Here is a 24052-nt window from a genome sequence, read left to right as displayed (position 1 = left end):
GCCACCGAAGTCATCGGCGGTGGCGGCCAGGTTCCTCTTCGCCTCAGGGCGTGAGCACCACCTTGATGCAGCCGTCCTCCTTGTCGCGGAACAGGTCGTACATCCTCGGCGCCTCCTCCAGGCCGACGCGGTGGGTGACGAGGTCTTCCGTGCCGAGCGGGTCTGCGGGGTCTTCGACCAGGGGGAGGATGTCGTCGCGCCAGGTGTGCACGTTGCACTGGCCCATCCGGATGGCGACCTGCTTGTCGAACAGGTTCATGAACGGCACAGGGTCTGCGACACCCGCGTAGACGCCGCTGAGGGAGACCGTGCCCCCGCGGCGCACCGCGTCGAAGGCGAGCATCATCGCGGAGAGCCGGTCGACGCCGACGGTCGTCATCAGCTTCTTGGCCACCGGGTCTGGCAGCAGGCCGACGGCGGACTGGGCGACACCGGCCACCGTGTTGCCGTGCGCCTCCATCCCGACCGCGTCGACCACGGCGTCCGGCCCGCGGCCGTCCGTCGCCTCGCGGAGCCAGGCCGCCGCGTCGTCGCTGAGGTCGAAGGTGTCGATGCCGTGGCGTTCGGCCATCTCCCTGCGCTCCGGCACAGGGTCGACGGCGACCACCTGGTAGCCGAGGTGCTTGCCGATGCGGCTGGCGAACTGGCCGACGGGGCCGAGCCCGATCACGCCAAGCGTCCCGCCCTCCGGAACGTTCGCGTACTGCACCCCCTGCCAGGCCGTCGGCAGGATGTCGCTGAGGAAGAGGTAGCGGTCGTCCGGCAGTTCGCTGCCGACGCGGAGGGCGTTGAAGTCGGCCATCGGCACGCGCAGGCGCTCCGCCTGGCCGCCGGGGACGGACCCGTACAGCTCGGTGTAGCCGTAGAGGGACGCCCCGGTGCCGTGTTCGCGGTTCTGGGTGGTCTCGCACTGCGTCGTCAGCCCGAGCCTGCACATGTAGCAGTCGCCGCACGCGATCACGAACGGGATGACGACACGGTCACCGACGCTGAGCGACCGGACGGCAGAGCCCACCTCCTCCACGATGCCCATCGGCTCGTGACCGAGCACATCCCCTTTTGAGAGGAACGGGCCGAGCACGTCGTACAGGTGCAGGTCGGAGCCGCAGATGGCCGTCGAGGTGATGCGGATGACGACGTCGGTGGGCTGCTCGATCCGCGGGTCGGGCACGTCGACCACGTCGACGCGCTTGTTCGCTTGCCAGGTGAGTGCTTTCATACCTGCGTTCTACGCGCGGGAACGGCCGGGCACCACCGGTTGCGGGCTCGGCCGTTCCGTGCGCGACGGGATGCGGCGACTCAGGATGCGGCGCTCACGCTGCGAGCAGCTCCAGCGTGTCCACCACCCGGTTCGAGAAGCCCCACTCGTTGTCGTACCAGGCGACCACCTTCACGTGCTTGCCGCTCACCCTGGTGAGCGCGGAGTCGAAGATCGAGGAGGCGGGCTGGCCCGTGATGTCGGAGGAGACCAGCGGCTCGTCCGCGTACTCAAGCACGCCGTTCAGCGGTCCGGCGGCCGCGTCGCGGTAGGCGGCGAGCACCTCGTCGAGCGTCACCTCGCGCGAGACGGTGGTGTTCAGTTCCACGATCGAGCCGACGGGGACGGGCACGCGGATGGAGTCCCCGGAGAGCTTGCCGTCGAGGTTCGGAAGCACCAGGCCGATCGCCTTCGCCGCGCCCGTGGTGGTCGGCACGATGTTCACGCCGGCCGCGCGCGCCCTGCGGAGGTCGCGGTGCGGCCCGTCCTGCAGGTTCTGCTCCTGGGTGTACGCGTGGACCGTGGTCATGAAGCCGTGTTCGATGCCGGCCAGGTCGTCCAGGACGGAGGCGAGCGGCGCGAGGGCGTTGGTCGTGCAGGAGGCGTTGGAGACGATGACGTGCTTCTCCGGGTCGTACGCGTCGGTGTTGACGCCGTAGGCGAGGGTGACGTCCGCGCCGTCGGAGGGTGCGCTGACCAGGACGCGCTTGGCACCGGCGCGCAGGTGGGCGCGCGCGGACTCCGCAGACGTGAAGCGCCCGGTCGATTCGAGCACGAGCTCCACGCCCAGCTCCGCCCAGGGAAGGTCGGCAGGCTCGCGCTCGGCCAGCACCCGGATGCGGCGGCCGTCGACCACGAGGTCCGTCCCATCCACCTCGACGCTGCGGCCCAGACGGCCGAGCGTGCTGTCGTACTTCAGCAGGTGGGCGAGCGTCTCCGGAGCGGTCAGATCGTTGACGGCGACGACCTCCAGGTCGCTGCCGCGCTCCAGCAGTGCGCGGAGGGTGTTGCGTCCGATGCGGCCGAAGCCGTTGATGGCGATGCGGGTCATGGGGAGGGGTTCCTTTCGTTCCGTCTTCCATGCTCGATCGCCGCGACGGGATGCGACAGTGGCTCGAAAGACAGCGTGCGCAAGGATCTCGCCTAGGCCGAGAACGTGTGCCGGTACTCCGTCGGCGACGTGCCCAGGATGCGCTGGAAGTGCAGCCGCAGGTTCGCTCCGCTGCCGAGGCCGACGCTGTCGGCGATCTGCTCGACGCCGAGGTCGCTGCGTTCGAGCAGCTCGCGGGCCAGGTCGACGCGCGCCCGGAGCACCCACTGCATCGGGGTGTACCCGGTGTCCTCCACGAAGCGGCGGGAGAACGTGCGCGGGGACACGCGGGCGTTGCGGGCGAGCGCATCCAGTGTCAGCGGCTCGGCCAGGTGCTCCAGCGCCCACGCCCTGGTCGTCGCGAACAGGTCGCCGAGCGGCTCGGGAACACTGCGCGGCACGTACTGCGCCTGCCCGCCGCTGCGATACGGGGCGGCGACCAGCCGGCGCGCGACGTGGTTGGACAGGCCGACGCCGTGGTCGCGCCGCACCAGGTGCAGGCTCAGGTCGATCCCGGAGGCGGCACCCGCCGAGGTGAGCACGTCGCCCTCGTCGACGAACAGCACGTTCTCGTCCACCTGCACGAGCGGGTACCTGGCGGCGAGCGCCCTCGTGTAGTGCCAGTGCGTGGTGGCGCGCTTGCCGTCGAGGAGTCCGGCTGCGGCGAGCGCGAACGCTCCCGTCGAGATCGCGGCGAGGCGCGCCCCGCGCTCGTTGGCGGCCCGGAGCGCCGCCACGACCGCTGCGGACGGCTCCGTGGTCGCCGGCTCCCGGTATCCCGGGACGAACACCGTGTCCGCCTCCGCGAGGGCATCGAGGCCGTCTGCAACATGGTACGAGAGGCCGTCCCCGCCGGTCACGAGACCCGGCGCCGCCCCGCAGACGCGCACCTCGTACGGCATGCTCGGCCGGTGCGAGAACACCTGGGCCGGGATACCGACGTCGAGGGGTTTCGCGCCGTCGAGGACGAGGACGGCGACGCGGTGGTTGCGGGACGGCATGGCGACCTCCTGGCGATGTGGATGGCTATCGCAAGCATCCTGCCACGAGGTCGCCGGATGCGCGTCAGCCGGCCGTGAGGAAGGCGTTCATCGCCGATGCGATCTCCGCCGACTTCGTGTGGTGCAGGTAGTGGTCGGCGTCGAGCGGGATGAGTTCGCTGCGCTCGACACTGGCCACCTGCTCCGTGTGCAGCGTCATCCAGCCCTCGACGTCGATGTTGTCCGACTGCACGAACAGCAGGAGTGGGAGGTCTTTCGGGAAGGCCAGCTTCTGTGCGTCGTGGAAGTTGGAGCCGAACCGCTCCATCTCGTCGGCGTACGTGTCGGTGAACCCGTTGCGGAGGGAGATGATCTTCGACTGGTACTTCTGCGCGTCGGTGTACGGGAGCCCGGTGTACGGGTCGTCGCCCAGCGCGGTCAGGACCCGGACGAGGCCGAGGGTCTTGAGGGTGCGGAGTCCCGCGACGTTGAGCTCCTCGTCGATGCCCGGCTGGGTGGGAACGCTGGTGTCGATGCCGACGAAGGCGGTCACCTCGTCGCGATAGGTGTTCACATACTGGAGTCCGTAGATCCCGGCGATGGAGTGGCCGCCCAGGACGTACCGGTCGATGTGCAGCGCCTGCAGGGCACTGTGCACCTCCCTGGCGATGTTCGCGTTGGTGCGCGGCCGGTCGGTCTCGTCGCTCAGGCCGTATCCGAACGGCTCGACGACGACCGTGCGGTAGTTCGCCTTCAGTTTGTCGACGAGGGGTGCGAAGTCGATGACGGGCGAGCCGGTGCCGAAGCCGGGCAGCAGCACGATGGTCTGGGCGCCCGCTCCCTGGATGTCGACGTTGATCTTCTTTCCGTCGACGTCGACCAGCCGGCCGTACTTCCTGATCTCGTTCGCCTCGGAGGCGGTGGCGATGGCGTTGATCGTCGTGGTGGTCGCGAGGGCGATCACCACCACGGAAACGATGCTGACGATCGTCACGATGGTGACGCGAAGGAACTTCCGTCCCCGCTTCCTCGGCGGGGGATTCTGGGCGGCGGACTCGGTGGTCGGACGGGTGTTGTCGCTCATGCTTCGACGCTACGGGCCGGGCGTCTCCTGCTAATCGGGCGGCGGTGCCAGCGCCGCGGAGGCGGTGTGGGACCGGGGCATCATCTTGATCGCGACGGGCTGCTCATCCGTTGCTTGACAGTTTGATTTCTAACTATTAGGTTTCTAACTATGTCATCCCGATCGGAACAGCTGACCGCCCTCATCCGCACGCTCTCGTTCGCCCAGCGAGCGACGGCGGACGCCTGGGTGCGCACCAGCGGCCTGAGCAGGTCGCAGGCGTTCACGCTCGGATACATCGAAGAGCATCAGGAGAACGGCGTGATCGCCCGGGAACTCTCCGAGATGTCCGGCACCACCCCGGCCAGTGTCGCCAGCCTCCTGCAGGGACTGGAAGAACGCGGCTACATCACGCGCACGCCGTCCCCGGACGACTCGCGGGTGAAGCTCATCAGCGTCACCCCGGAGGGCGCAGAGGTCGTCGCTGGATTCCAGAACGACCTCGCCGCCGAGCAGGAACGCACCTTCTCCGTTCTCGACACCGAGGAACAGGACCGCCTCATCGCGCTCCTCCGACGCGTCACGGACACGCTCGACTCGTAGCGCGCACCCTCCCCCACCCTCACACCCACCGAAAAAAGCCGTTACCCGGAACGGAGGTTCCGTCATGTCCTCGAACCGTACCTACCTCGCCTCTGCGCCCATCTGGCGCTCCCTGGTGCACCTCTGCGTGCCCATGGTCGCCGGTTTCTCCGTCGGCGTCGTCTACAACATCATCAACGCCGGCTTCATCGGCGCACTGCACTCCACACCGCTGCTCGCCGCCCTCACCTTCTCCCTCCCGGTGTTCGCCCTCGTGATGGCGATCGGCGGCGTCTTCGGCGTCGGCGGAGGCACCTTCGTCTCGCGGCTGCTCGGGATGCAGGACGACCCGGATGCGGATCAGGCCTCCGCCGCCGGTGCGGCCACCAGGATCAAGCAGGTGTCGTCGTTCACCCTGTGGGGTGCGCTGGCGGCCGGCGTCGTCATCGGCGTGCTCGGCGTGATCTTCGCCGTGCCGCTCGCCACGGCGGTCGGCGCCAGCGGGGCATCCCTCGAACCGACGGCCCTCTACATCGGGGCGATGTTCGGCTTCGCGCCGGTGCTGGTCGCCGCGTTCGCGCTCGAACAGCTGGTGCGTGCGGAGGGCGCGGCCGTCGCCTCGATGACCGGGCTCATCGCATCCACTGTCGCCAACCTGGTGCTGGACGTGCTGTTCATCCTCGTGCTCGGCTGGGGCGTGCTCGGCGCAGGCATCGCGCTCGGGCTGTCCAACGTCGTGACCGTCGGCTACTACATCTGGTGGCTGACGAAGAAGAGCAGCGCGGTCTCGCTGGCCCCTCGCCACTTCCGGGCGGACCCGGAGATGCTGAAGACCGTGTTCGGCGTCGGAGCCTCCGAGTTGCTGATGTCGTCGTTCCTCATCGTGACGACCCTCGTCATGAACTGGATCGCCATCGCATACGGAGACGCATTGCTGGCGGCGATGGGCGTCGCCCTCCGCATCGTGCAGCTGCCGGAGATGATCTGCATGGGCGTGTTCATGGGAGCCATACCGCTGTTCGCCTACGCATACGGTGCCCGCAACCACGCCAGGCTGCGCGGCGCGATCGTCGGCAGCGCGGTGGCCATCGCCGGGATCACGCTCGTGTTCTCGTCCATCGTGTTCCTGTTCCGCGACCAGGTCTTCGCCCTGTTCAGCGCGGACCCGTCCGTGATCTCCGACGGCACGCTCATCCTCACCGCCATGCTCATCTCCACCCTGTTCAACGGGTTCACCGGTCTGGTGATCGCAGTGTTCCAGGCGACGGAGCAGATCAGGAACGCGACGATCATGGCCGTGTCGCAGGGCATCCTGTTCATCCCGGTGGTGCTGGTCGGCAATGCGGTCTTCGGGCTGAACGGCGTGATCTGGGCGATGACGGCGACCGAACTGCTCACGTTCGCGCTCGGCGCCGTGCTGTTCCTCGGGTCGCGGAAGGCGCTGGCTTCCGCGCCGTCGCAGGATGCGGTGGCCGCGGCGAGCGCTGCGGTGGCGGAGGAGGGCGCGGCGGTGACGGCGTAACCGTGTACCGCCTGATTGCCTGACCGCGACGGGCCGCCTGGACATCCGGGCGGCCCGTCGCTAGTGTGGACGGACCACATGGTCTGACCACACGAGGGAGAGCGCGATGACCACCGAGCCCCGCGCCTGGGAGGGCGTGCTCGCCTCCATCGAAGCTCGGCTCGTCGACGGCGAGCTGCGCGTCGGCGACCACCTCCCGCCCGAGCGCACCCTCGCGGCCGAGCTGGGCGTGGCCAGGTCGAGCGTGCGCGAGGCGATCCGCGTCCTCGAAGCGATGGGACTGGTCCGCACCCAGACCGGCTCCGGTCCGAGCTCCGGCGCGATCATCGTCGCGCGTCCCGTCGGCGGGATGCAGGCCCTCATGCGGCTGCAGGTCGCCGCGAGCAACTTCCCCGTCGCCGACGTGGTGCGCACCCGTCTCCTGCTGGAGACGGCCGTGGCGGTCGACCTCGCCGAGCGGCCGTCCGGCATCCGGCTCGACGATGCAGAGCAGCTGCTGGATGCGATGGACGACCCGACGCTCACGCCCGAGGAGTTCCTGGCGCTCGACGCGCAGTTCCACCTGGCGCTCGCCGACGCATCCGGAAACTCCGTGGTCGCCGCGATGATGGCCGGGCTGCGCACCTCCATCGAGAGCTACGTCGTCTCCGGGCTCGGCCGCATCCAGGACTGGGAGGCGATGGCCGCCCGGCTGCGCGGCGAGCACCGCGCGATCGTGGATGCGATCACCTCCGGCGACAGGGCCGGTGCGCAGTCCAGGATCCACGACCACATCAGCGGCTACTACCGCGACGCCTCCTCCGTTCTCCCCGTTCCCGTCCACCACGAACCCCGTTAGGCAGCATCATGGTCACTCGCCAGGTCCCCAAACCCGCCGAGCTTCTGGAGCTCATGAAGTTCAAGAAGCCGGAACTCGACGCGAAGAAGCGCCGCCTGCAGGGCGCGCTCACCATCGGCGATCTGCGCACGATCGCCAAGCGCCGTACCCCGAAGGCCGCGTTCGACTACACCGAGGGCGCTGCGGAAGGGGAGCTCTCGCTCGCCCGTGCGCGCCAGGCGTTCGAGGACATCGAGTTCCACCCGTCGATCCTCCGCGACGTGTCGACGGTCGACACGTCGTGCACGATCTGGGGCGGCCCGTCGTCGCTGCCGTTCGGCATCGCCCCGACCGGCTTCACCCGGCTGATGCAGACGGAGGGCGAGACGGCCGGGGCGGGGGCAGCTGCCGCCGCCGGGATCCCGTTCACGCTGTCGACGCTGGGCACCACCTCGATCGAGGACGTGAAGGCCGCCAACCCGCACGGCCGCAACTGGTTCCAGCTGTATGTGATGCGCGACCGCGAGATCTCCTACGAACTCGTCCGCCGCGCGGCCGCGAGCGATTTCGACACCCTGTTCTTCACCGTCGACACGCCGGTCGCCGGCGCCCGCCTCCGCGACAAGCGCAACGGCTTCTCCATCCCGCCGCAGCTGACGCTCGGCACGATCGTCAACGCGATCCCGCGCCCCTGGTGGTGGTACGACTTCCTCACCACGCCGAAACTCGAATTCGCCTCGCTCTCCGCGACGGGCGGCACGGTCGGCGACCTCCTCAACGCGGCGATGGACCCCTCCATCAGCTTCGACGACCTCGCGATCATCCGCGACCTGTTCCCGGGCAAAATCGTCATCAAGGGCGTCCAGAACGTCGAAGACTCCCGCCGCCTGGTCGACCTCGGCGTCGACGGCATCGTGCTCTCCAACCACGGAGGCCGCCAGCTCGACCGAGCGCCCATCCCGTTCCACCTGCTCCCCCAGGTGGTGCGCGAGGTCGGAGCAGACACCGAGATCGCGATCGACACCGGCATCATGAACGGTGCGGACATCGTGGCGGCCTACGCGCTCGGCGCGAAATTCACCCTGATCGGCCGCGCATACCTCTACGGCCTGATGGCCGGAGGCCGCGGCGGCGTCGATCGCACCATCGAGATCCTGCGCGACCAGATCGTGCGCACGATGCAGCTCCTCGAAGTGGCGAGCCTGGACGAGCTGAGCCCGAAGCACGTGACTCAGCTGCGACGCCTGGTGCCGGTCGCGGCGCCGGATGCGGGGGTGCGGGCGGAGGGGTAGGGCTACCGCTTCGAGGCCTGCTCCTCCTGGGCGGCCTCGACACCTTCGAAACGGGCGACGAAGTCCGGTCAGAACGCGTGGTTGTCGAGGGTGGTGGTCGCCTGGCGCAGGACGCGGATCGCCGTGGCGATCTCCGCGGGGTCGATGCCGTCGAGGGCGACGGCGCGGACGTCGGCGAACGGGTCAGGCACGGTGTTCCACAGGTCGTGCCCTGCGGCGGTCAGGGTGAGGAGTCTCTGGCGCTGGTCACGGGGGGAAGGGGACTGCTCGACGAGACCTTTGCGGACGAGCGTTGTGACGATTCCACTGAGGCTCGCGCGCTCCAGGTGCAGGGCGCGGCCGAGTTCGCTCTGAGCCATGGTGCCGTTGCCGGCGAGTTCGTAGAGCACCGCCCACTGGGTGGAGCCGATCCCGTGAGTGCGCAGTACCGCGTCTACGGCCGCCCGGTTGGCGTAGTAGTAGCGTTTGGCCCACGAGCCGAGCGTCGGCTCCCCGGTATCCGTCATGGGCCCAGTATTCACCAGGGGATGGGCGTGTTCTCCCAGCGGGTGAATGTGCCGCTCGGCCCGTCAGGACCGAGCAGACACACGCGGACCACCTCGCGCGAGCCGTCTTCGAGCGATTCCGTGCCCGCGAACCCGTTGAGATTGGTCGCCGTGAAGGCCGGCGAGACGAGGTTGATCTTGATGTCGGTGGACTCGAGCTCGACCATCATCGCCAGCGTGATCGCGTTCTCTGCTGCCTTCGATGCGGGATAGACCGGGCCGAACATGGAGTGATACGGGTAGGAGGGATCGGCGTTCGCGGTCAGTGACCCCACCCCGCTCGAGACGTTCACGATGCGTGCATCCTGCGACTTCCGCAGGAGCGGCAGCATGGCCTGATACACGGCGAGCGTGCCGAAGACGTTGGTCTCCCACACCGTCCTGATCTCTGCCAGCGATGCGGTGCTCGCCCTGTTCCTGGTCTCGTAGTCCGCCAGGAAGTCGCCTTCGGTCTGGACGGCGCGGGAGATCCCGGCGTTGTTGACGAGCAGGTCCAGCCGCCCGAACTCGTCCTCGACCCAGCGCGCCGCCGCCGCGATGGAGTCGGTGTCGGTCACGTCGATCTGGACGGGGATCGCGCCGTCGCCGATCTGAGCTGCGGCGGCCTGCCCGCGCGCGAGGTCCCGCGACCCCAGCAGGACCGTGACCCCTGCGGCGACCAGTTCTTTCGCAACCTGGAATCCGACGCCCTGATTGGCGCCGGTGATGAGCGCGATGCGTTCGTGTGACATGCCTGCTCCCGTCTGTTCGGTACCGTACTATTTTCATTCGGTACCAAACGTCTGTCAAGCAATCTTCGCCCGAATGCCTGGTCGGGCGCCGTCCCGGGGTCGCCACCACGGCCCGTGCAGCGAGCCCTACCGCCGCAGCGCCTCCGGCCGCGGCAGGCCCAGCTCTTCGAGCAGGTCGCCGAGCATCCTGTCGAGTTCGAAGCCCGCCTGGGTGATCTTGTTGTTGCCGAGGCTGACCAGCTGCGAGCTGGGCTGGTCGACGGTGAGGATGGTTCCTCCGTCGCGGCCGGCGTGCAGTTCGAGTCTGGTCGGCGTGTAGAGCATCGCGGCCGGGTCGTGCCGGAAGACTCTGGATGCCGTGATGTAGTCGCCGATCAGGTAGACGGCACTCGGGATGTCCGCACCGCCCACGCGCATGATCGGCGTCGGGTAGTTGCGCCAGAACGCGACGAACCGGTGGATGCCCGCGCCTTCCGCCTCCTGCGCGAACCGTTTCCACTCCGCCCCGGATGCGACGAGCTGCTCGAACCGGGCGGCGTCGACGAGCGGCACCTCGGCCTCGAACGCGTGGCGCAGCGTCTCGAACGGGATGTGCGCCGTGATCTCGATGCGGTTCACCGTGACGGGCACCACCCGATCGGAGGCGTGGAAGGTCATGCCTCTATTGTGTGTCCCCCGGCCGGAAGCGATGGGCCACAGCGGACCTAGCCCGCGAGCACCACCCTGCGCACCCGCTGGCGCTGCGTTCCGAGCCCGTCGATCGTCAGCTCCATCGTGTCCTCGTCTGCGAGGTACGGGAAGCGTCCGGAGAGCGCGACGCCCTGCGGGGTTCCCGTGTTGATGATGTCGCCCGGGTCGAGGACCATGAACTGGCTGAGGTGCCAGATCAGGTGCTCGACGCCGAAGATCATGTCGGCCGTCGTCGAGTCCTGCCTGGGCGACCCGTTCACCGAGGAGCGGAGGCGGAGTGCGCGGTGGTCGACCTCGTCCGGGGTGACCAGTTCCGGGCCGAACGGGTTGAACGTCTCGCTCGACTTGCCCTTGGACCACTGGCCGCCGGAGACGTCGAGCTGGTATTCGCGCTCCGACACGTCGTTGGAAACGGCGAAGCCGGCGATGTGGTCGAGCGCATCGGCGGGAGAGGAGAGGTAGCGCGCCCTGCGGCCGATGACGACGGCGAGCTCCACCTCCCAGTCCGCGCGCTGGGCGCCCGGCGGCAGCAGCACGTCGTCGTCGGGGCCGACGAGCGTGTTGGGGTGCTTGAAGAAGACGATGGGATGCTCGGGCGGCTCGGCCCCGGACTCTGCGGCGTGCGCCGCGTAGTTCTGGCCGATGCAGACGATCGCCGCCGGGCGGGCGACGGGCGCGCCGACGCGGAGATCCTGCCAGCCGGTCGCGACGGGGAGCTCCCCGGCCTGCAGCGCGGCGCGGGCACGGGCGACGCCGTCCGCGGCGAAGAACGCAGGGTCGATGTCGTCGGTCACGCCGCTCAGGTCGTACACGGTGCCGTCCGTGTCACGCAGGTGGGGGCGTTCGGCGCCGTGGTCTCCGAGTCGCAGGAAGCGCATCCGGTTGTCTCCTCGTTCGAGCGGGTCTGGCGGGCGTTCAGCGCACCGGCTGCGCGGCCGCCGCGTTCACGACGGCGGGCACAGGACGGCCTGCCCAGTGGTCGATGATGTTGTTCGCTGCGTGCACCGGCAGGTCGGCGAGCGCCTGAGGAGAGTACCAGGCGGCGTGTGGGGTGAGCAGCACGTTGTCGAGCATCCTGAGCCTGCTGCTGGACGGGAGCGGTTCCGTCGCGAAGACGTCGATGGCCGCCCCGGCGAGCCTGCCAGCTTCGAGCGCGTCGGCCAGGGCCTCCTCGTCGATGAGCGGGCCGCGGCAGGTGTTGACGATGACGCTTCCCTGCTTCATCGACGAGAGCGCCGTCTGGCCGATCAGGTGGTGCGTCGCGGCGGTGAGCGGGGCGTGCAGCGTGAGCACGTCGGCCTGGGCTACGGCGTCGGCGAGGGTGACGGGCTCCAGTCCGTCCGCCAGGATGCGCGCGGCAGGGACGACCGGGTCCGCCACGATCACCCGGAACCCGAGCGCCCGGCAGCGGAGGGCGACGAGGGAGCCGATGCGGCCGTAGCCGACCACGGCGACGGTGGTCGCCGACGGGCGCATGGCCATCGGGGATGCGGCGACGGCCGACCATTCGCCGCTGCGCACGGCGCGGTCGTAGCCGACCAGGCCGCGGCCGAGCGTGAGGATCATCGCGATGGTGTGCGTCGCGACCTCGTCGATGCAGTACGCCGGGGTGTTGGCGACGAGCACGCCGCGCTCGCTCGCCGCTGCAACGTCGATCATGTCGTAGCCGATGCCCAGCCTGCTGATGAAGCGCACGGAGGGGAGGCGGTCGAGCAGGTCGGCGGTGACCGGCGCCCACTGCACGATCAGGGCGGATGCGTCCTCTGCCGCGGCGACGATGTCGTCGGCGGAGGCGGAGGCGGCCCGGCGCGCTGTCAGGCCCGCGGCGCGCAGCGTGTCGTCCGCAGCGCTGCCCGGCAGGTCGTAGTCGGTGATCACGACAAGGTCGGAAGTCATGTCAAAACGCTATAGCATCTAGCGTTTTATCGCCACATCCCCACGCTCTTCGCGGCAGATCCGGACGAAATGCTATAGCGTTCTGGGTATGAATCCTCGCCGTACACTCGTCACAGGGGCCAGCTCCGGAATCGGCGCGGCGACCGCCGTGCAACTCGCCACCGACGGCAACGCCGTCTGGCTCACGTACACCTCGGGAGAGGCGGCAGCGCTCCGCGTCGCCGAGCTCTGCACCGCGGCGGGCGCACCGGAGGTGCACGTCAGCAGGCTCGACCTCCGCTCCCCCGCATCCATCGACGCGCTCGTGGCGGAGGTCGCGGAGGCGTGGGGAGACCTGCACGTCCTCGTCAACAACGGAGGCGTCTGCCCGTACCGCCACTTCGACGACATCGACATCGACGAGTGGGATGCGGTCATGGAGACCAACGGCCGAGGCACCTTCCTGCTCACCAGGGCTGCCCTCCCCCTGCTGCGCGCGGCCGAGGGCGACCGCTCCGTCATCAACCTCTCCTCCATCGCCGGCCAGGTCGGCGCGCTGCAGACCGGGATGCACTACGCGGCGAGCAAGGGCGCCATCCTGGCGATCACGCGCAGCTTCGCCAGGCACCTCTCCGCCGAGGGCATCCGCGTCAACGCCGTCACCCCCGGACCCGTGACGAGCGCGATCACCGACCAGCTCTCGGACGACGGGCACGACGCGCTCGAATCCTCCATCCCGCTCGGCCGCTTCGGCGCGCCGAACGACGTGGCCTGGATCATCGGCACCCTCGCTTCACCGAAGGCGGGCTTCGTGACCGGCGCGACCTACGACGTCAACGGCGGCGTCCGCATCGACTGACCGACAGCCGACGACCGCGCGACCCGCACACAGAAGGAGACACCGGATGACGGCACTCGCCGCGCTTCAGACCGTGACAGCACAGGTGGATGCGTTCAACGCGCACGACCTCGAGGCCTTCGTCGCCACGTACGCCGACGATGCGGTGGTGACCGGCGTCGCCGACGCGCCGCTGGTGGGCAGGGAGGCCATCCGCGCGTTCTACGCCGGACGCCTCGACAACCCGCTGCTGAGCTGCAGCATCGACGCGACGGCCCTGTTCGGCGACCGCTGGGTGGTGGCCAGGGAGAACGTGGTCAACGACGGCGTCGGCACGGAGACCATCGCGACATTCGACGTGCACGGCGGTCTGATCCGCCGCGCCTCCATGCTCAAGGCCTGAGCCCGAACCGTTCCGCGATGGCGGCGTCGGCCTGCGGTGCGCCGAACGCCGCCGTCCAGGCGCCGTCCACCGCGATCGACTGGCCGCTGAGATACGACGCCTCGTCTCCGAGCAGGAACGCGGCGAGCGCCGCGACCTCCTCGACGGTGGCGATCCTGCGCATCGGCGGCCCGTCTGCGAGGGCGCGCTCCTCGGCGGCCGGGTCGGCGGCCGCGGCGATCTGCGCATCCAGGTGGGGCGTGCGCACACCGCCGGGAGCGACGGTGTTCGCACGGATCCCGTACGGCCCGTAGGTCACGGCGACGCTACGGGTCAGGGCGTCGATGCCACCCTTGGTGAACTCGTACGCCGCGTGGTCGACGAAGCTCGCGCGGCCGTGGATGGAGCCGACGTTGACGATGGCGCCCGGCGTGCCCTGGTCGACGAATGCGGAGACCGCGGCCGAGCATCCCCACAGGTAGCCGAGGCCGTTGATGTCGACGAGCTCGCGCACGGCGGCCTCGTCCAGGTCGTGCAGCGGGGTGCGGCGGGTGATCCCGGCGTTGTTGACCCAGCCGCCGAGCGGCGCGAGAGCTCTCGCTTCGTCGGCCGCGCGCAGGTGGGTGGCCCTGTCCGCGCTGTCTCCGATCACGACGGCAGCGCAGACGCCGTCCTCCACCGATCGGGACGCGCTCCGCTCGACCCCCACGACGGTCCAGCCGTCCGCGGTGAGCCGTTCCGCGATCCCTCTGCCGATGCCTTTGCCGCTCCCGGTGACGACGACGCTGCGATTCATGCGTTCCTCCCGAAGTCGAAGGTACCCGGCGCGAAGGAGAACCCGAGGCCGGGCTCCGCCGTCGGCCGCGCCGTGCCGTCCGCGAAGACCGGACCGCCGACCACCAGCTGCGGCGACGGGTCGTACGGGTTGCCGCCTAGCCCGCGCCCGAACGTCTCGACGCCGACGCCGTGGCCGAGGTGCACGCTCGTCTCCGGGCTGATGTGACAGGACACCGGGAGCCCCCTGTCCTCCGCCCACGCGGCGAACTCGAGCGCAGGGGTGATCCCGCCGATGGCGACGACGTCGAGCCGCGCCAGGTCGATGGCGCCGCCATCGGCGAGAGCTTTGAGGACGCCGGGGTCCGTGACCTCGTCACCGACTCCGACGCGGAGGCCGGTCGCGCTGCGCAGGCGCGCACATCCGGTCACGTCCTCCGGCAGCAGGGGGTCTTCCAGCCAGGCGAGTTCCGGGTCGCCCCACTCGGCGACCTCGGCGATGGCCGTGTCGGCGTCCGGCCAGCCGAAGCCGACGTCCACGACGATGCCGGTGGTCGCCGGCAGTTCCCTGCGCAGCGTGGAGAGCAACTCGCGCATCAGCGCCGTGTCCGGCGAGCGCGACAGCTTGACGAGCGGCCAGCCGTCGGCGGACTGCGAGACGACCTCGTCCACGAGGTCGTTCACAGTGCGCCCCGGTGTCGGGTACGCGGCGACCAGCATCGCCTGGCGCGGGCTGTCGTCTGCGCCGACGAGTTGCCAGACCGGGCGTCCGCTGCGGCGTCCGAGCAGATCCCAGAGCGCGATGTCCACGAGGCCGATCGCCCGGCGCACGAGTCCGACGCGACCCACGATGGCGCTCCCCCGCAGTGCGCGGTCCCAGAGCGCCGGCACATCCAGCTCTCCGCCGACGACGTGCTGCGCGATCAGCCGTTCGACCAGCTCGGCCATCGGAGCCTCGCGGGTGAGCCCGTACGCGATCCCGGTGCTGCCCTCGCCGTCGGAGATCCGCACGGCGGCGTACTCGCGCCGGGTGACGGTCATCGCGCCGAGGTGCAGGGGCCGGGCGAGCGGCAGGGAGACGGTGGAGGTGCGGAGGTCGCGCACCACCGCATCCGGTGCGGAGGAGACGACGGTGCTCACGGCTTCGGCACCGAGGCCAGCGGCACCCCGTAGTCGACCATGAAGCCGCCGTCCACGTAGATGGTCTGGCCGTTCATGTACGACGCCTGATCGGAGACGAGGAACGACACCGCCGCCGCGATCTCCTCGGCCTGGGCGAGACGGCCGGCCGGGATGCGCGCGAGGATCGTCTGCTCGTTCAGGGTGCCAGCTGCCACCCCCTGGCGGAAGACGCCGGTGTCCACGTAGCCGGGCGCCACCGCGTTCACCCGGACTCCGCGCGCCGCCCACTCGGCGCCTGCCGTGGCCGTGAGGCCGATCACCGCCGCCTTCGTCGCCGCGTACGGCGCGCGCCCGGCCGAGCCGCGCGACGAGATCGAGGAGATGTTGACGATGCGTCCGCCTCCCGCCGCGAGCATGTGCCGTCCGGCCGCCTGCAGGCTGAGGAAGACGCCGTGCAGGTTCACGTCGACCACCGCGCGCCACTCGTCCCAGGCCAGGTCTTCGATCGCACGGTGACGCTGGATGCCCGCGTTGTTCACGACCACGTCGATCCTGCCGAACTCGGCCGCGATCCCGTCGAAGACTGCTGCGACGTCCTCCGGGTCGGTCACGTCGAGCCTGCGGTGCACGATCCCGTCGACCGGCGCAGACTCGGTGAAGCCGGGCACCAGGTCGCCGGCGACCACCGTGTATCCGTCCGCTGCCAGGCGGCGGCCGATCTCCCAGCCGATCCCGGCCGCCCCTCCGGTGACGACGGCGACGGGGGTGGATGCGGGGGTTGCGGTCATGGTGATCCTTTCTGGTGGAGCTGATGTGCTGGTGCGTGCCGTGCTGGAGCCGGTGCCGGTCAGACGGAGATGTTGCCCGCGGTGATGACCCGGTCCGAGTCGTCGGGGAAGCCGACGCGCTTCACCGATGTCTCGACGTTCGCCGTATGCAGGAGGGTCGATCCCGACCCGAAGCCTGCGGCGGACAACTCGAGCTTGCCACCGTCGAAGCGGCAACCGGATGCGCGGTAGTGGTTCGTCCCTCCGGTCAGCGACACGTGGGCACCCCCGTTGTCCGAGCGGGCGAAGGTGCTGTCGGCGAAGAGCACGGTGACCGCTGCGCTGCCGCCGCGGCCGATGCCCGTCCCTCCCGCACCGGACACGCGGCTCCCGCCGACGACCTCGACGGTCTGGGCGGCGGTTCCGGCGGCGAGCACGGAGACTCCGTCGAGCACGGTGCCCTCGAAACGGGTGTTCGCGGAGGAGGTCTGCAGGGCGTCGGCACCGGCCGCCGCGCCGAGCCTGCTGTCGCGGAAGGTGATGTCGCCCGCGCCGAGGATCTTCACGCCGCCCACGTTCTCGAGCGTCGTCGCGTCGAACAGGACGGGAGCCTTCACGCTGGCGTCGGTGAGGTTGCCCGGCGCCGCGAACCGGAACCAGGAGTCCCGGATCACGGTGGGCCGCGACGACGCGGACGACGACTGCGTGATCACCAGCGTGCTGTCCGCCGTGCATCCGGTGAGCTGGGCGCCGTCTGCGTTGATCCAGAGCATCCCGGATCCCGCGAGCGACGGTTTGCCGATGACCTTGACGTCTTCGAGGGTGAGGTCGGTGATGCGGACCCTCGCGACGAACCAGGAGCAGACGTGCTTGCGCACCGTGATGCGCTTGGCCGCCGAGCCCCAGGCCGCTCCCGAGTTGGCGAACGTCATCAGCCCGGAGTTGCCCGTGTACGTGAGGTCGTGCTCGTACTGGCCGTGGGTGACGAACGGGCCCTGGTCGTCTCCGTCGCCGTGGCAGTTCTCGACCATCGAGTACGCGCTCGCGGTGAAGTCGTTGAGGTGCCTGGCGTTGGAGGTGTGGCAGTTGGCGACGTAGCCGTAGAGGCAGTAGATCTGCTGGGTCAGGTAGCCCGCCCCGCCGTACGTCACGGATGTGGGGTTCGAGAGGGTGCACTCGATGGTCGAGTAGAAGGTGTTCCAGCGCCGCATGATCAGCGGCCAGAAGGTGAGGGAGCCGACCACCCTCTCCACGTCGCAGCGCACCGCGTACTCGAACGCGATCGGGTGCGAGCCGGTGTACTGGTCGGTGCCCTTGCCCCGGAAGACGAGGTTGCTGATCCGGATGTTCTGCACGGGCTCGACGCGGGTCCAGGTGATGGTGCGGCCCTCGGCGAGCGGCCAGCCGTTCTTGTAGTTCACCCGGATGTGGGTCTGGTCGACGATCTGAGTCACCTGGACGAGCTTCTGCAGCTCTTTCTCCCAGCGCCCGCTGAGCGCGTTCACGTCGGCGGCGTACCAGGAGTCCACGGCGAACCAGCTGGCGTCGGCGACCGGGAAGATGTCGCCGAGATCGGGCACGGCCTCGGCGAGAGTGGCCACCTGGACGTCCTTGGTCACCACCCCGGAGAAGAACATCACGGCGCCGAACGGGTTGTCGTACGTGTTGGCGGCGATGCCCTCCGTGGTCATCAAGTGATCGCCGAAATCGAGTTCGAGTCCGGAGCGGGTGAAGATGTGCCTGCGCACGAAGTTCAGGTCGGTGTGCGCCTCGATGCGCGAGACGGCCGGGTCGCCGACCATCGCATCCAGAGCGTCGTCGGCGGGCTTGTCCGGCCCGAAGACGCCGAACTGCCGGAAGTCGACGGTGCCGGAGTGCTGCAGCAGCCAGACCGTGCCGTTCTTGCCCGCGATGACGGTGCCGCCGTTGGGCTTGCCGTCGAAGCGCGACGCTCCGCGGTAGACGAGATCGCCCGCGTCCCCCGGCACGCTGTACCCGGCGACCGCGATCAGCTCGCCGTCGGACGCCTTGACGCCGGCGAGGTCGCGCACGAGCCGCACCTGGCGGATCGAGCCGGAGCCGCTGCTCTTCGCCGCGACGGCCGCGTCGGCCGGGGTGGCGGCACCGATCGCGGTCGCGCCGCCGAGCACGACGGCGCCGAGGCCGACGATCAGGCCGCGTCTCGTGCCGGACGCCGGGGCCCCTGCGGTGGATGCTGCATCGGTGGTGGTGCCCTGAACACTGTTCATCCGTGGATTCCTTTTCGTGTCAGTCGGCGACGATGCTGTCGCCGACGATGATGCGTTTCGTCTGTTCGGGAACTGTTCGCTCCACGCCGCGCTCGATCGCCGCGTCGTAGAGCAGGGTGGATGGTGCCGCGAAGCCGGCGTCCGGCAAGTGGAGGCGTCCCCCGCCGAACTGGGAGCCGACGATTCTGGCGTGGTTCACGCCGGACTCGATCGCGAGGTGCGGGGTGCCCGTCGGCGCTGAGGAGGTCACGCCGTCGATCCGCCAGGTGACCACGCCGGCCCCCGCCGCCCTGCTCAGCGTCGCACCGCCGGTGCGGTCTGTGCTCAGCCGGGCGCCGTCGACGGTGACGACCTGATCCTTCGCCGCCGTCGCGACCAGCGCGACCCCGGTGAGCGTCCCTCCGCGCACGGTCACCTCCGCTCCCGCGAGCTGGAACGGGTCGCCCTTCGCCGGGCCGCTCAGGTCGCAGTCGTGGAAGCGGACGGCCCCGCTCCCCCTGGCGACGGTGCCGTCGATACCGTCGATGCGGCAGCGCACGAACGAGACGGTCGCCGTCACGGGCGTCTGCACCAGCACCTGCCCCTTCGGCAGCGAGAACGTGCAGTCCTCGATCACCGTCGGGCGGGTGGAGCGCGCGCTGCGCTGGCCGACGGCGAAAAGCCCTGCCGTGCATCCACGCAGCTGGGCGCCGTCCGCGTTGATCGTGAGCGTCGCCTGGGGGTCGAAAGTGGACCGCCCGATGACCCGCACGTTCTCGAGGGTCAGGTCGGTGATCTTGGTACCGGCGACGAACCAGGAGCAGACATGGTCGCGCACCGTGATGCGTTTCGCCGACGTGCCCCACTGCGCTCCGGAGTTGGCGATGTCCATCAGCCCCGAGCATCCGATGAACGTGAGGTCGTGCTCGTACTGGCCGTGCGTGGTGAACGGGTTGCCGCCCTGGTCGTCGCCGTCGCCGTGGCAGTTCTCCACCATGCAGTATGCACTCGCGGTGAGGTCGTTGAGGTGCCTGGCGTTCGAGGACGTGCAGTCGCGGACGTGCCCGTAGAGGCAGTAGATCTGCTGGGTGAGGTAGCCGGCGCCGCCGTAGAAGACGGTCGGCGGGTTCTCGATCGAGCAGCGTTCCGTGACGAAGTGGGTGTTCCAGCGGCGCATCACCACCGGCCACCAGGTGTGCGTCGCGTGGATGTCGGACACGTCGCAGTGCACGGCGTACTCGAAGGCCGTCGGGTGCGATCCGGTGAGTTCGCGGGCGTCGGGGAGCGAGCCGTCCGTCGGCCCGGTGTACGGCCCCGACCCCACGAAGCGCATGTTGCGCACCCGCACGCGCTCCACCGGCGCGACCTTGCGCCAGCTGAGGCTGCGGCCGGCTTCGAGTGGCCAGCCGTTCAGGTAGTCGACCCGGATGTGCGTGGCGTCGAGCTGCTGTGTCACGCGGACGAAGCGCTGCAGCTCCCGCTCGTCCCCTCCTCCGCCCGCGACGGGTGCGCACTGCACCGCCCACCAGCTGTCGACGGGGAACACCGAGGCGTCCGGCACGGAGACCGCGTCCGTCAGCTCCGGCCACGCCTCCGCCAGCGTGTACTGCACGGCAGCACCCTCCGGCGTTCCCGTGAAGAAGAGGACGGCACCGAACGGGTTGTCGTGGCTGTTCGCCGCGATGCCCTCCGTGGTGATGAGATGGCCGCCGAAGTCGAGTTCGATGCGGGAGCGGGTGAAGACGTGACGCCGCACGAAGTTGAGGTCGGTGTGCGCCTCGATCCGCTCGACGGTGGGGTCGCCGACCATCGCGTCGAGCGCGTCGTCCGCCGCCCGGCCCGGCCCGTCGATGCCGAAGACGCGGAAGTCGAGGGTGCCGTCGTGCTGCAGCACCCAGACGGTCCCGTTCTTGCCGGGGACGACGGTGCCGCCGTTGACCTTCGTGCCCTTCGCGCTGGCGCCCCGGTAGATCAGCCGTCCTGCGTCGCCAGGCGTGCGGTATCCGGCCGCGATGGCGAGCTGGCCGTCCTTCGCCTGGATCCTGCCGAGGTCGGCGACGGTCCTCGCCTGCTGCACCTCCCCGGACGCGCCCGGCTTCTGCGGTGCGGTCGCCTCCGCCGGAGCGGCGGCGTTGAGCACGCCGACGCCGCCGAGCGCAGCGGCGCTCAGACCGACGATCAGCCCACGACGCGTGCTTGCGGGGGTGCGAGGTGGAACGGGTGACGCTGTCATTGCTGCTCCTCGATGATCGTGCGGATGGCGGACACGGCTGCCTCCTCGAGCCTGTCGAGGGAGCCGGGGGCGAGCGGGGTCTGCCAGGCCTGGTACGCGCCGCGCTCGTACGCGTCGCGCGTTGGGAGGTAGACGAAGCCCGGCCCGTTGGTGAGGTTCATCACGACGACGGGGCGGCCGGGGAACGCGGAGCGGAGCGTGCGCTGCAGCCGCGAGTACGCCTCTCCGGGATGCGCGACGACCACAGCGTCTCCGAGCAGCCACGTCCACACCGGATGCTCGACCCGGTCGCCCAGGACGTAGCCGTCGCGCAGGTTGCGCGCCCTGCCGAGCCGTTCGGCCCTGCTGCGCGGGTCGATGTCCGCCCACCGCTCTTCCAGTTCCTCGATGGTGGGGAGGGGCGCGAGGTCGAGGAGCACCGCATCCCTGCTGGTCGCGATGGCGTCGCTCCGGGTTTGCCTGGTCTCTGTCCACATCGCGAGCGGGGCGCCGGACTCGACCACCGCGGACAGTTCGAGTTCGTGCGCAGGCGCAGGGAGGAGGTCGAGGGCGGAGAGCACCGCGTGCCCGAGCGCCCTGCCGTGCCGGTCGGCGACGCCGAGGTCTCCCGTGTACTGCTCGCGCGGGGCCAGCTCGCCGGATGCGCCCTGCAGGAAGAGGCAGGCCGCCCCGGTCTGCTCTTCGACGAGTTCGCGCATCGCGCCGACATAGTCCGGAGACACCAGCCTGTTCTGCCAGGCCAGCGTGGTCGGGTGGCAGGCGTAGTTGACGATGGTCGCGAGCGCCGTGCCGTCCGCCGCGCTGACCCTGCCCACCAGCACCGTGTCGTCAGCGGTCTCCGCGTCGGGGTTGAACCCGACGAGCGCGCGTCCGTCGAGGTCGAGTTCGCGGTCGGCCGCGAGCGAGCACCGTCCGGTGGTCCAGTCGATGCTGGCGGGCTCCGCGGACTGCAGCGCCTCGCGGCCGGCGTCCGTGGCGGCCTCGGCGAGCCCGTCCAAATAGCCGGGGATGAGGTCGCCGCCGTCGAGGTCGGCGTCTGCAGAGCAGAGCACCGGACCGGCGTGCGTGTGCGACAGGGCGATCATCAGCTGGTCGTCGCGGAGCCCCAGCGCGTCGAGCACCCGCGAGCGCACCGACCATTCGTCGTCGACCCTGCGCCACCACGTCCCGTCGACCGCGATCAGCAGCACGGGCTCTGCGTCGCCCACGGCGAGCGCCGTCAGCGTCATCGGACGGTGCGCTCCCTCCGAGCGCTCCCAGTCCGCCGGTCCCCAGTTCTTCGCCCTGATCCCGGCCGGGGGCGTGATGTCGCGCCGGGCGATGCCGATCGCGGCGTCCGTGTGCGGCACAGCCTGCCGTGCTCCGAGTGCTGTCACAGGTAGTCTCCCGTCCAGTGGTGGGCCGATGGATGCTCGGCCGTGGCGAGCGCGTCGGCGAGCGTCCCGTCGAGCGGGTGGATCATGCCGGTCCCGTCCGGCTGCCAGACGGCGTCGCCGCTGACCGCATCCACGAGGGCGTCGAACGGCTGGCCGCCCGGCAGGTCGAACTCGATGGTCGCGACTCCTCCGGCCGCCGCGAGATCGGAGCGCACCGTGCGGCCGATCGCGGAGAGGGCCTCGACGCTGCCGCCCGCTTCGAGCACGGCAGCGTCGGCGCCGCCGTGCTGTGTGCCCGCCGTGCGGACGATCGCGTACGCCGCCTCCCTGGCGTCGCGTCCGGTCGCGAGGTAGACGTCGGCGCCCGCATACCAGCCGTATGCGCGCCGCCAGCCGAGTTCGTCGCGCACCGCACTGAGCGGCAGCGCCGCCGTCGCCGCGTCATGGATGGTGGAGAGGCGTTCCGGCGCGAGGCCGGAGATGGGCCGTCTGCCGATCCCGCCCGGGCGCCCGCCGTCGCCATCCGGGGATGCGAGCGACCCGATCCGGCGCCTGCGCTGCTGGAAGACCACGAACCCCGCACCGCGATAGACGTGCGGAGTCCCGGTGAAGAGGAGCGCCCAGTCGTAGCCGGTGCGCCGGCCGTACGCCACGGCCTCGTCGGTCAGCATCCGCGCGACGCCCCTGCCGCGTGCCCGCGTGGCGACGGCGACATTCGCGAGCCCGAGCACGCGCGCGATCCGTCCGCCCGCGCTGCGCAGGCCGTGATCGAGCAGATACACGCTCCCGATCACCCCGCTGCCGTCCTCGGCGACGATGGTGGAGGCGTGCCTGTTCGGATCGAGCTCCCACTGGGCGAGCATCCCCGGCTCCGCGAAGGCCTCCGCCCAGAGCGCAGCGATCGCCGCGTCGTCCGACGTGGATGCGGTCCGCAGCGTCACCGTGCCCGTCATGCCCGCGCTCCCACGGTCTCCGGCAGCGCGCCGCGTGCGACGGCGGCCGCCAGGAGGGCGGTGCGGTACACGGCGAGCGTGCGCTCCCGGACGACCGGCGTATCCCCGCCCGCCGCGAACCGGACCACCGCCGCGGCGAGCGCCGCGTACCCGAGGTCGGACGCGTCGCCGAGCGCGAGCGTGTGCACACCGCTCTCCGCCACGATCCGCACGCTGTACTCGTCCGGGCCCGGCACACCGCTCACCGAGACGGTCACCGGCACACCGCCCGACGTGCGCGCCCAGACCAGGCCGGCCGACTCGGAGCGCGTGTCGAGCGCGCCGCGCTCCACCGTGCCGCCCACGATCTCGATGCCGTCGCCGCCGGTCACCAGGTCGAGCAGTTCGAACGCGTGGATGCCGATGTTGAGCAGGGTGCCGCCCGCGCCGTCGTGTTCGTCCTGCCAGCGACGCTCCGGCGTCAGGAACCCGCCGATGTCGTGCTGCGCGGCGACCTGGATGGACAGCGGGCGCTCTGCGCGCATCCGGTAGCCGAACGCGACGGCCTCCGGCGCGAACCGGAGCACGGAGGAACTGGCCCAGCGCGCGGCGCCTCGCAGCTCCTCGAACCTGCGAAGGCCGGCCGCCGAGGTCGCGATGGTCTTGTTCAGGAAGACCGGCACCCCGGCGGCCGCGCAGGCGCTCGCCACGTCGGCCGCGCGGGCGGTGCGCGGGGTCGCGACGACCACGTCAGGGCGGAGGGAGAGCAGCGCGTCGAGGTCGGCGACGACGGGCGCGCGGAAGCGCTCGGCGAACGCGGAGAGCCGGTCGGCGTCGTCCGCGTCCCAGACCCCGGCGACCTCGGCGCCCAGGGCGGTGAGGTTCGCCGCATCCGTGAAGGGATGCGAGTGCGCGACTCCGGCGAATGCGACGCTCACGCTCACGCCCGTTCCCT

At 70.3% G+C, this 24052-nt stretch carries 23 protein-coding genes; 6 read left to right on the top strand and 17 right to left on the bottom strand.

The features are described from left to right. Positions 1 to 43: 43 nt before the first annotated feature. The 4 genes from HF024_RS03395 to HF024_RS03380 form a co-directional block, all read right to left on the bottom strand. Complete coding sequence (locus tag HF024_RS03395) at positions 44 to 1219, bottom strand: alcohol dehydrogenase catalytic domain-containing protein (RefSeq protein WP_168688647.1); 1176 nt, start codon at positions 1217 to 1219, stop codon at positions 44 to 46. 94 nt (positions 1220 to 1313) lie between these two features. After that, complete coding sequence (gene gap, locus HF024_RS03390; protein ID WP_168688646.1) at positions 1314 to 2309, bottom strand: type I glyceraldehyde-3-phosphate dehydrogenase; 996 nt, start codon at positions 2307 to 2309, stop codon at positions 1314 to 1316. 92 nt (positions 2310 to 2401) lie between these two features. Further along, positions 2402 to 3349, bottom strand: a complete 948-nt coding sequence (locus HF024_RS03385) for a DJ-1/PfpI family protein (protein ID WP_168688645.1) — start codon at positions 3347 to 3349, stop codon at positions 2402 to 2404. A 64-nt stretch (positions 3350 to 3413) separates the two neighbouring features. Then, positions 3414 to 4412, bottom strand: coding sequence for an alpha/beta hydrolase (locus HF024_RS03380; protein WP_168688644.1), 999 nt, complete (start codon positions 4410 to 4412; stop codon positions 3414 to 3416). 150 nt (positions 4413 to 4562) lie between these two features. On the opposite strand from HF024_RS03380, the gene HF024_RS03375 reads away from it, so the two are divergent. From HF024_RS03375 to HF024_RS03360, 4 genes are all read left to right on the top strand, one after another. After that, positions 4563 to 4994, top strand: coding sequence for a MarR family transcriptional regulator (locus tag HF024_RS03375; protein ID WP_168688643.1), 432 nt, complete (start codon positions 4563 to 4565; stop codon positions 4992 to 4994). 64 nt (positions 4995 to 5058) lie between these two features. Further along, positions 5059 to 6495, top strand: a complete 1437-nt coding sequence (locus HF024_RS03370; RefSeq protein WP_168688642.1) for an MATE family efflux transporter — start codon at positions 5059 to 5061, stop codon at positions 6493 to 6495. Positions 6496 to 6601: 106 nt separating this feature from the next. Continuing rightward, a complete protein-coding gene (locus tag HF024_RS03365; protein WP_168688641.1) occupies positions 6602 to 7333 on the top strand; it encodes an FCD domain-containing protein in 732 nt (243 codons plus the stop codon). Between the two features lie 8 nt (positions 7334 to 7341). Further along, positions 7342 to 8604 carry an alpha-hydroxy acid oxidase gene (locus HF024_RS03360; RefSeq protein WP_168688640.1) on the top strand — a complete coding sequence of 421 codons (1263 nt, stop codon included), beginning with the start codon at positions 7342 to 7344 and terminating at the stop codon, positions 8602 to 8604. A 68-nt stretch (positions 8605 to 8672) separates the two neighbouring features. Here the strand turns inward: HF024_RS03360 and HF024_RS03355 are convergent, their stop codons facing one another. The 5 genes from HF024_RS03355 to HF024_RS03335 form a co-directional block, all read right to left on the bottom strand. Beyond that, positions 8673 to 9110 (bottom strand): MarR family transcriptional regulator, encoded by a 438-nt coding sequence (locus HF024_RS03355; RefSeq protein WP_085368652.1) that lies wholly within the window; start codon positions 9108 to 9110, stop codon positions 8673 to 8675. Positions 9111 to 9121: 11 nt separating this feature from the next. Continuing rightward, positions 9122 to 9880 (bottom strand): SDR family NAD(P)-dependent oxidoreductase, encoded by a 759-nt coding sequence (locus HF024_RS03350; RefSeq protein ID WP_168688639.1) that lies wholly within the window; start codon positions 9878 to 9880, stop codon positions 9122 to 9124. A gap of 126 nt (positions 9881 to 10006) precedes the next feature. After that, positions 10007 to 10537, bottom strand: a complete 531-nt coding sequence (locus HF024_RS03345; protein ID WP_168688638.1) for a hypothetical protein — start codon at positions 10535 to 10537, stop codon at positions 10007 to 10009. Positions 10538 to 10584: 47 nt separating this feature from the next. Further along, the gene (locus HF024_RS03340; RefSeq protein ID WP_168688637.1) at positions 10585 to 11448 is read right to left on the bottom strand and encodes a fumarylacetoacetate hydrolase family protein; all 864 of its coding nucleotides are present in this window, start codon (positions 11446 to 11448) and stop codon (positions 10585 to 10587) included. 37 nt (positions 11449 to 11485) lie between these two features. Then, a complete protein-coding gene (locus HF024_RS03335; protein WP_168688636.1) occupies positions 11486 to 12466 on the bottom strand; it encodes a C-terminal binding protein in 981 nt (326 codons plus the stop codon). An 88-nt stretch (positions 12467 to 12554) separates the two neighbouring features. On the opposite strand from HF024_RS03335, the gene HF024_RS03330 reads away from it, so the two are divergent. After that, positions 12555 to 13304: an SDR family oxidoreductase gene (locus tag HF024_RS03330; RefSeq protein WP_168688635.1), complete on the top strand. Its 750-nt coding sequence runs from the start codon at positions 12555 to 12557 to the stop codon at positions 13302 to 13304. A gap of 46 nt (positions 13305 to 13350) precedes the next feature. Continuing rightward, the gene (locus HF024_RS03325; RefSeq protein WP_085368658.1) at positions 13351 to 13686 is read left to right on the top strand and encodes a nuclear transport factor 2 family protein; all 336 of its coding nucleotides are present in this window, start codon (positions 13351 to 13353) and stop codon (positions 13684 to 13686) included. Here the strand turns inward: HF024_RS03325 and HF024_RS03320 are convergent. The 8 genes from HF024_RS03320 to HF024_RS03285 are packed head-to-tail and all read right to left on the bottom strand — an operon-like array spanning position 13676 to position 24035. Continuing rightward, positions 13676 to 14461 (bottom strand): SDR family oxidoreductase, encoded by a 786-nt coding sequence (locus HF024_RS03320; RefSeq protein WP_085368659.1) that lies wholly within the window; start codon positions 14459 to 14461, stop codon positions 13676 to 13678. The two genes, HF024_RS03325 and HF024_RS03320, sit on opposite strands and share 11 nt — an antisense overlap. Beyond that, the gene (locus HF024_RS03315) at positions 14458 to 15579 is read right to left on the bottom strand and encodes an enolase C-terminal domain-like protein (protein WP_247597283.1); all 1122 of its coding nucleotides are present in this window, start codon (positions 15577 to 15579) and stop codon (positions 14458 to 14460) included. Before HF024_RS03315 ends, HF024_RS03320 begins: the two co-directional genes overlap by 4 nt. Further along, complete coding sequence (locus tag HF024_RS03310; protein WP_168688634.1) at positions 15576 to 16349, bottom strand: SDR family oxidoreductase; 774 nt, start codon at positions 16347 to 16349, stop codon at positions 15576 to 15578. Before HF024_RS03310 ends, HF024_RS03315 begins: the two co-directional genes overlap by 4 nt. A gap of 59 nt (positions 16350 to 16408) precedes the next feature. Next, positions 16409 to 18577, bottom strand: coding sequence for a peptidase C14 (locus HF024_RS03305; RefSeq protein ID WP_247597282.1), 2169 nt, complete (start codon positions 18575 to 18577; stop codon positions 16409 to 16411). Between the two features lie 19 nt (positions 18578 to 18596). Then, the gene (locus tag HF024_RS03300; protein WP_168688633.1) at positions 18597 to 20789 is read right to left on the bottom strand and encodes a peptidase C14; all 2193 of its coding nucleotides are present in this window, start codon (positions 20787 to 20789) and stop codon (positions 18597 to 18599) included. Further along, complete coding sequence (locus tag HF024_RS03295) at positions 20786 to 22165, bottom strand: hypothetical protein (RefSeq protein ID WP_168688632.1); 1380 nt, start codon at positions 22163 to 22165, stop codon at positions 20786 to 20788. The genes HF024_RS03300 and HF024_RS03295 overlap by 4 nt, the downstream gene beginning before the upstream one ends. Then, the gene (locus HF024_RS03290) at positions 22162 to 23118 is read right to left on the bottom strand and encodes a GNAT family N-acetyltransferase (protein ID WP_168688631.1); all 957 of its coding nucleotides are present in this window, start codon (positions 23116 to 23118) and stop codon (positions 22162 to 22164) included. Before HF024_RS03290 ends, HF024_RS03295 begins: the two co-directional genes overlap by 4 nt. Further along, a complete protein-coding gene (locus HF024_RS03285) occupies positions 23115 to 24035 on the bottom strand; it encodes a Gfo/Idh/MocA family oxidoreductase (protein WP_210724014.1) in 921 nt (306 codons plus the stop codon). Before HF024_RS03285 ends, HF024_RS03290 begins: the two co-directional genes overlap by 4 nt. Positions 24036 to 24052 lie beyond the last annotated feature (17 nt).

Origin of the sequence: Leifsonia sp. PS1209 (assembly GCF_012317045.1) — a bacterium.
Lineage (GTDB): Bacteria > Actinomycetota > Actinomycetes > Actinomycetales > Microbacteriaceae > Leifsonia.
The sequence above is the reverse complement of the archived record's forward strand: the minus strand, read 5'-3'. Positions and strand labels throughout refer to the sequence as shown.

Bases quoted from the DNA above. Each gene is read 5' to 3' on its own strand.
- HF024_RS03395 (WP_168688647.1), bottom strand. From the start codon at position 1,219: ATGAAAGCACTCACCTGGCAAGCGAACAAGCGCGTCGACGTGGTCGAC.
- gap (WP_168688646.1), bottom strand. From the start codon at position 2,309: ATGACCCGCATCGCCATCAACGGCTTCGGCCGCATCGGACGCAACACC.
- HF024_RS03385 (WP_168688645.1), bottom strand. From the start codon at position 3,349: ATGCCGTCCCGCAACCACCGCGTCGCCGTCCTCGTCCTCGACGGCGCG.
- HF024_RS03380 (WP_168688644.1), bottom strand. From the start codon at position 4,412: ATGAGCGACAACACCCGTCCGACCACCGAGTCCGCCGCCCAGAATCCC.
- HF024_RS03375 (WP_168688643.1), top strand. From the start codon at position 4,563: ATGTCATCCCGATCGGAACAGCTGACCGCCCTCATCCGCACGCTCTCG.
- HF024_RS03370 (WP_168688642.1), top strand. From the start codon at position 5,059: ATGTCCTCGAACCGTACCTACCTCGCCTCTGCGCCCATCTGGCGCTCC.
- HF024_RS03365 (WP_168688641.1), top strand. From the start codon at position 6,602: ATGACCACCGAGCCCCGCGCCTGGGAGGGCGTGCTCGCCTCCATCGAA.
- HF024_RS03360 (WP_168688640.1), top strand. From the start codon at position 7,342: ATGGTCACTCGCCAGGTCCCCAAACCCGCCGAGCTTCTGGAGCTCATG.
- HF024_RS03355 (WP_085368652.1), bottom strand. From the start codon at position 9,110: ATGACGGATACCGGGGAGCCGACGCTCGGCTCGTGGGCCAAACGCTAC.
- HF024_RS03350 (WP_168688639.1), bottom strand. From the start codon at position 9,880: ATGTCACACGAACGCATCGCGCTCATCACCGGCGCCAATCAGGGCGTC.
- HF024_RS03345 (WP_168688638.1), bottom strand. From the start codon at position 10,537: ATGACCTTCCACGCCTCCGATCGGGTGGTGCCCGTCACGGTGAACCGC.
- HF024_RS03340 (WP_168688637.1), bottom strand. From the start codon at position 11,448: ATGCGCTTCCTGCGACTCGGAGACCACGGCGCCGAACGCCCCCACCTG.
- HF024_RS03335 (WP_168688636.1), bottom strand. From the start codon at position 12,466: ATGACTTCCGACCTTGTCGTGATCACCGACTACGACCTGCCGGGCAGC.
- HF024_RS03330 (WP_168688635.1), top strand. From the start codon at position 12,555: ATGAATCCTCGCCGTACACTCGTCACAGGGGCCAGCTCCGGAATCGGC.
- HF024_RS03325 (WP_085368658.1), top strand. From the start codon at position 13,351: ATGACGGCACTCGCCGCGCTTCAGACCGTGACAGCACAGGTGGATGCG.
- HF024_RS03320 (WP_085368659.1), bottom strand. From the start codon at position 14,461: ATGAATCGCAGCGTCGTCGTCACCGGGAGCGGCAAAGGCATCGGCAGA.
- HF024_RS03310 (WP_168688634.1), bottom strand. From the start codon at position 16,349: ATGACCGCAACCCCCGCATCCACCCCCGTCGCCGTCGTCACCGGAGGG.
- HF024_RS03305 (WP_247597282.1), bottom strand. From the start codon at position 18,577: ATGAACAGTGTTCAGGGCACCACCACCGATGCAGCATCCACCGCAGGG.
- HF024_RS03300 (WP_168688633.1), bottom strand. From the start codon at position 20,789: ATGACAGCGTCACCCGTTCCACCTCGCACCCCCGCAAGCACGCGTCGT.
- HF024_RS03290 (WP_168688631.1), bottom strand. From the start codon at position 23,118: ATGACGGGCACGGTGACGCTGCGGACCGCATCCACGTCGGACGACGCG.